Origin of the sequence: Cupriavidus oxalaticus (genome assembly GCF_038900635.1) — a bacterium.
GTDB classification, from domain to species: Bacteria; Pseudomonadota; Gammaproteobacteria; order Burkholderiales; family Burkholderiaceae; genus Cupriavidus; species Cupriavidus oxalaticus_B.
The window spans coordinates 1-5,772 of the sequence record NZ_JAYMRX010000054.1 but is presented as its reverse complement, the minus strand read 5'-3'; the positions used below and the strand labels follow the sequence as shown (position 1 = coordinate 5,772).

At 63.2% G+C, this 5,772-nt stretch carries 4 protein-coding genes and 1 pseudogene; 4 read left to right on the top strand and 1 reads right to left on the bottom strand.

All coding sequences use genetic code 11. From position 1 onward, the window contains the following. Positions 1-706: 706 nt before the first annotated feature. Together VSR71_RS34810 and alr are read left to right on the top strand one after the other, a co-directional pair. Positions 707-2,011, top strand: a complete 1,305-nt coding sequence (locus VSR71_RS34810; protein WP_342917889.1) for an NAD(P)/FAD-dependent oxidoreductase — start codon at positions 707-709, stop codon at positions 2,009-2,011. A gap of 287 nt (positions 2,012-2,298) precedes the next feature. After that, complete coding sequence (gene alr, locus VSR71_RS34805) at positions 2,299-3,399, top strand: alanine racemase (RefSeq protein ID WP_342917888.1); 1,101 nt, start codon at positions 2,299-2,301, stop codon at positions 3,397-3,399. A 111-nt stretch (positions 3,400-3,510) separates the two neighbouring features. Here the strand turns inward: alr and VSR71_RS34800 are convergent, their stop codons facing one another. Continuing rightward, a complete protein-coding gene (locus tag VSR71_RS34800) occupies positions 3,511-4,002 on the bottom strand; it encodes an Lrp/AsnC family transcriptional regulator (RefSeq protein ID WP_342917887.1) in 492 nt (163 codons plus the stop codon). 403 nt (positions 4,003-4,405) lie between these two features. On the opposite strand from VSR71_RS34800, the gene VSR71_RS34795 reads away from it, so the two are divergent. Continuing rightward, complete coding sequence (locus VSR71_RS34795; protein ID WP_342917886.1) at positions 4,406-5,362, top strand: ABC transporter permease; 957 nt, start codon at positions 4,406-4,408, stop codon at positions 5,360-5,362. Between the two features lie 31 nt (positions 5,363-5,393). Beyond that, positions 5,394-5,772 (top strand): annotated as a pseudogene (locus VSR71_RS34790) (ABC transporter permease); the annotation flags it as partial.

The following is a 5,772-nucleotide window of genomic DNA, read 5'->3' as shown; positions in this document are numbered from 1 at the left end:
ATAACGCCCAAGCGCGCACCGAATCTCGCATCGAAGTCGAGGGGAATCGCTCATTGAACTCACTTGGCCACGCTCTCACGGTCAACTCGGCGCTGCGGACGTTGTTTTGAACACCATCCCTAGCGCAAGATGTTGCACACACTTTCGGCGAACTTCGCCTGACGAAGAGTTCGGCAAACAGCGAAGCGGTGCGGGAGCATTCGGAGGCCGTTCTACTGGCGTATGAGAAGAGCTTCATCTCCGCTTGCGCTCAAGGTCGGTTTGGCATCGAAGAACATGCGCTTACCTGGATGGAGGACGCTGCGATCGACGGGGTTCGCCTTGCACTGGGCTCAAGACTCTCGTCCAGGATGGTCTGCGCCTTGATGGAATCAGCGCTGGGACCAGAGTGGGTCGACCGGTTTTCAGTTGTGGCCACCGCGGACGCCCTCTCCTCGCACCAGTCGGAAGACGAGTTGTATCGCCTGATCTTGCGCACGACAGGCGTACCACCACAACATGCATCGCTTGTGACAGCGTCGCGGCGCTGTAACGAGATCGCGCGTGACCTCGGCATGCAGGTGGAACGGCCCAACGCGCATGACGTCGCACTCGCAAAGCGGAACGAAAACGGTAGAGAGACATGGCCGACTCGTGATATGCGTTCTCGAGGTGCGCCCCGCACGGCTCTCTCTGCCGCTCCTTAGCAGACTTCGGAAAAACCAATATGAATACGATCGTCGTTGTCGGCGGTGGCGCCGCCGGTTTGCAGCTCGCCATTGGACTGGGGCGCACGTTGGGGAAACGCCGGCGTGCCAGGGTGATCCTGGTAGATCGCAGCCCAACGCATCTCTGGAAGCCGCTGTTGCACGAGGTGGCCGCCGGCACGGTGGAGCCCACCGTTCACTACACCTCCTTCGCACTACAGGCCGAACGCAATCATTTCGAGTTCATTCAGGGGGACCTCGCTTCCGTGGACCGGTCGCACCGCGTAATCTCCCTGACAGCCGGCGGCGAAGCGGAGACGTCCGGCGCCCACCTCCGGACGCTGGCATACGACAAGCTTGTGCTCGCGATCGGCGGTGTTACCCAGTACTTTGGCGTGGCCGGTGCACGCGAACATGCGCTGGCATTGGACAGCGTCAGCAGCGCTGAGCGAGTGCGCGAGCGACTGCACGCCGCACTGCGCCGCAAGTCAGCCGCGGCGCCGTCGCCCAACGGAGAGGCAAACAAGGTACGGGTGGCTATCGTGGGTGGTGGAGCGACCGGCGTCCAGTTGGCGGCGCAATTGCGCCGCACCTCCTACCTGCTGAACCGCTATGGGGTGCATCAGCTCGACCCGAACCGTGACGTGGATATTGCCGTGCTCGAAGCGGCTCCGAGTCTCCTGCCAGGGATGGATGGCGAGCTTGCGGCCCGAGTCGCGCGGCAGCTCGCAAAGCAGAACATCGGCATCGCCACTGGGCAGCGCGTGACTGCCGTCACGCCGCAAGGGCTCACGCTCGACGGCACCCAGCCGGTCAATGCGGACGTCGTCGTCTGGGCCGCAGGTGTCGCTGCGCCGGCGCTGGTGTCGTCGTTTGGCCTGACTGTCAACGGGAAGGGACAGGTCCGCGTAGGCCCGACGCTTCAGAGCCTGGATGACGAGGACGTCTTCGCGATCGGCGATTGCGCCAGCTGCCGCCCCGCCAATGCGGCAAAGGAGCTTCCGACGCGGGCACAGGTCGCTTTCCAGCAAGCCCTGTATCTGGTGGACGCGGTACCCCGGCATCTGGCGGGCAAGCCGGTGCGGCCCTTTGTTTTCCGGGACTATGGATCGCTGATTTCGCTGGCGGGCGGGGTGGCCGTCGGTTCGCTGGCTTCGGCCAGGGGTATTTCGGGGTGGTACGTGGAGGGACGTCTGGCCGGCCTGCTACACAATGCCATTTATCGTCGACACATCGTCTCGATTAACGGCTGGCGCCGGGCCCTGGCGATCTCTTTATCGCATGGGCTTGAGCGCTGGCTCGGTGCGGGGACGCGGCTGCATTAAGGTTTGCCGGCAGGCATGGGGTAAGGCCGTCCACCGCTTCAGGTGGACGGCCTTTGTTCATTTATCGGTCCCCGCGACGACCAGTCAGCGCAAACCTCCGATGCCGGGCACGCTCGGGTTTAAGATTTTTTTGCTGATTTCCCCGTGCAATTCAGCACCATTGACTAGATCGCAGCCGATACGATAGCGAGTATGCCCAGGGGATGACCCCACGGCAGCTGTTTCTCCGTCATGACGCGCGCCGAGCCCGCCACAGGCAACACGGCAGCATAAAACTCGCCCCGAGCATGCCTCGCCCCATTTCCGTGACCATCCATCTGTCGGCTCTCGCCAACAACCTCGCCGTGGCGCGTCGCGCAGCGCCCGCATCGAAAGTGTGGGCCGTGGTAAAAGCCAATGCCTACGGCCACAGCATTGGCCGGGTCTACCCCGCCCTGGCCGAAGCCGACGGTTGCGCACTGCTGGACCTGAATGAGGCAGCATTGCTGCGCGACCTGGGCTGGCGCAAGCCCATCTTGCTGCTGGAAGGATTCTTCGATGAAAGCGATATTCCGCTTCTCGCGTCATTGCGGCTAAGCACCGCAGTACATTGCGAAGATCAGTTGCGAATGCTGGAGCTTGCCTCGCGCAGCGCGCAACTGCCCCCACAGTCGCTCGATGTCTGCCTGAAGCTGAATTCGGGCATGAACCGGCTTGGTTTTTGCCCGAGCGACTACCGGGCGGCCTGGCAACGGCTGCGCAATATTCCCGCAGTGAAGTCAGTCACCCACGCGACCCATTTCTCGGATGCGGACTCGCCAACAGGGATCGCCGATCAGTTGGCGACTTTCCGTGCCGCTACGCGGGGCTTGCCCGGCGAGATATCGATGGCAAACTCGGCAGCAACGTTGTGGCATGCGGATTGCCACGCCGACTGGGTACGCACCGGGATCCTGCTATATGGGGCGTCGCCGTCGGGCCGGCCAGAGGACATAAGGAATTCAGGCCTGCAGGCAGCGCAGACGCTGGCAAGCAAAGTACTGGCCGTACAGGAGATTCAGCCGGGCCAGGCAGTGGGCTATGGCTCGCACTATGTGGCGTCGCGTCGCCAACGCATCGGCATTGTGGCGTGCGGCTACGCGGATGGATATCCCCGCACGAGTTCTTCGCATGGCGATCAATTTGCCCCGGTGCGCGTTGGAACATCATTGACTCGCACGGTGGGCCGCATCTCCATGGATATGCTTGCCGTCGACCTCACCGATTGCCCCGAGGCCGCCATCGGCACATCGGTTGAGTTGTGGGGACGGCACGTACCCATCGACAGCGTCGCGGCGGCCGCGGGAACCATCGGTTATGAACTGATGTGTGCCGTCGCGCCTCGGGTACCGGTCGAAGTCGATCCCTGATGGCGCTTCCACCCGCCTCACCCGGCCGGCATTGTGATTTATATATCACCCATGGGGTGACATGCGTGGATGCTTGGCCAGCACCCCGGACCTCCCAGAACCTGCCATTGCTCAGGTCGAAGAAAACAGCTTTTCGATCGGATAGTGAGTCTTGACGAAAGGCGACTTGATGACGATGAAGCTGAAGTACTTCTCGATCCCGATATTGCGTTCCAACAGATTTTCCATCAGTTCCTGGTAGTGGCTGACGCCGCGGGTAATGAATTTGAGCAGGTAATCGTAGCCGCCGCTGACAAGGTGGCATTCGATGATCTCGTCCACAGCGCTCACTGCCCTCTCGAAGCGCACGAAATCCTCGCGATGGTGGTCTTCCAGCGTGACCTCCGTGAATACCGTGAGAATGTCGCCGAGCTTGTCCAGGCGAATATCGGCGCTGTATCCGCCGATATAACCGGCCTGCTCGAGCCGCTTGACGCGAATGAGGCAGGGGCTTGCCGAAAGACCCACTGCATCGGCAAGGTCCACGTTGGTTATCCGGCCATTTCTTTGCAGTTGGGCAAGAATCCGAAGGTCGAGGCGATCGAGTTTGATTGGCGCTGACATGGTTCTTCAAGCCTTGAGTGACTGCATCACATTGTCCCGGCCCGCTACCGCAAGAGCAATCGGGACGCGCCCGGACGATGTGCAACGCTAGGGTATTCCCCGAGAATGTTGCGGTGCACACGCTCCCATAGCGGGCATATGGCATTCAATGCCGAAGTGTGCAGCCGAAACCGCAGCTTTCACTGTCGTTGTCCGGATTACCCCGCAAATTCGTCGGTGGACCATGCTTCAATACCCAGAGGACAGAGTCGCGCTGAGAAGCCGTGCGAGGGATTGACCGTCCCCGGCAGATCATGCGCATCCCAGCGCCTTGCACCCATCGCGCACGCGCACCCAAGACGTCAAGGCCCGCCGGCTGTCAGCCATGATCCGGCAGGCTGAGCCGACCTACAAGGAGACCTTCATGAACCTGTTCATCTTGCGTCTGCTGGCGCGGCGTGTCGGGTTGGCGCTGATCTCCCTGCTGGCCGTCTCGGCCATCGTCTTCGCGATCACGGCGGTATTGCCCGGCGACGCCGCCCAGGAACAGCTCGGGCAAGACGCCACTCCGGAAGCCCTGGCCGCGCTGCGCAGCCAGATGGGCCTGGACGTACCGGCGCCGGTGCGCTACGTCCACTGGCTGGGCGGCCTGCTGACCGGCGACGCCGGCGAGTCCCTGGCTACCCACATGCCGGTGTCGGAAGCCATCGGCAGCCGCTTGCCCAATTCGCTGCTGCTGGCGGGCCTGACCGCGCTGATCTCGGTGCCGGTGGCGCTGGGCCTCGGCATCCTCGCGGCCGTCTATCGCGGCACCTGGTTCGACCGCGGCGTGAGCCTCGGCGCAGTGGCAGTGGTCTCCGTGCCCGAATTCCTGGTCGCCACGCTGGCGGTGTTGCTGTTCGCGGTCCAGCTGCGCTGGCTGCCGGCGCTGGCCTATGTCGGCAACGACGAGTCCTGGGACAAGGTGCTGCGTTCGCTGGCCATGCCGGTGTTGACGCTGTGCTGCGTGATCGTCGCGCAGATGCTGCGCATGACGCGCGCCGCGGTGATCGACCAGTTGCAGGCGCCCTACATCGAGATGGTGCGGCTCAAGGGCGCCTCCTCGACCCGCATGGTGCTGTTCCACGCCCTGCCCAACGCCATCGGCCCGATCGCCAATGCCGTGGCGCTGAGCCTGTCCTACCTGCTCGGCGGCGTCATCATCATCGAGACCATCTTCAACTACCCCGGCATCGCCAAGCTGATGGTCGACAGCGTTGCCCAGCGCGACATGCCCGTGGTCCAGGTGTGCGCCATGATCTTCTGCGCGACGTACCTGACCCTCGTCACGCTGGCCGATGTATGCGGCATCGTCGCCAATCCGCGTCTGCGTTACCGCTGATGCCAAAAACGCCATGCAGGAGCCGCGCCCCGTGCCCACAACCACCACCAACACCACCCCGCTCGCCAACGCCACCGGGGTCTCTCCGACTGCGCTCGGCACTACCGACAAAAGCTGTGGCCACCCGCGACGTCCCCGCCTAGGCATTAGCGGATGGATCGGCTGCGTCATTCTTCTGGGCTGGCTGGTCGCTGCCATCTTCGGCCCGATCCTGATCAACCCGGACGCAGCGGCCTCGGGCGAGTTCCAGGTCTTCGGGCCGGTCAGCGCCCAGCATTGGCTTGGCACCGACTACATGGGCCGGGACATGCTCGCGCGCGTGCTGCTCGGCGCGCGCTATACCGTCTGCCTGGCGCTGGTCTCGACCCTGTGCGCCAGCGGCATCGGCATCACGCTCGCGCTGCTCGCCA

Coding starts and splice junctions, on each gene's coding strand:
- alr (WP_342917888.1), top strand. CDS start 2,299: ATGCCTCGCCCCATTTCCGTGACCATCCATCTGTCGGCTCTCGCCAAC.
- VSR71_RS34810 (WP_342917889.1), top strand. CDS start 707: ATGAATACGATCGTCGTTGTCGGCGGTGGCGCCGCCGGTTTGCAGCTC.
- VSR71_RS34795 (WP_342917886.1), top strand. CDS start 4,406: ATGAACCTGTTCATCTTGCGTCTGCTGGCGCGGCGTGTCGGGTTGGCG.
- VSR71_RS34800 (WP_342917887.1), bottom strand. CDS start 4,002: ATGTCAGCGCCAATCAAACTCGATCGCCTCGACCTTCGGATTCTTGCC.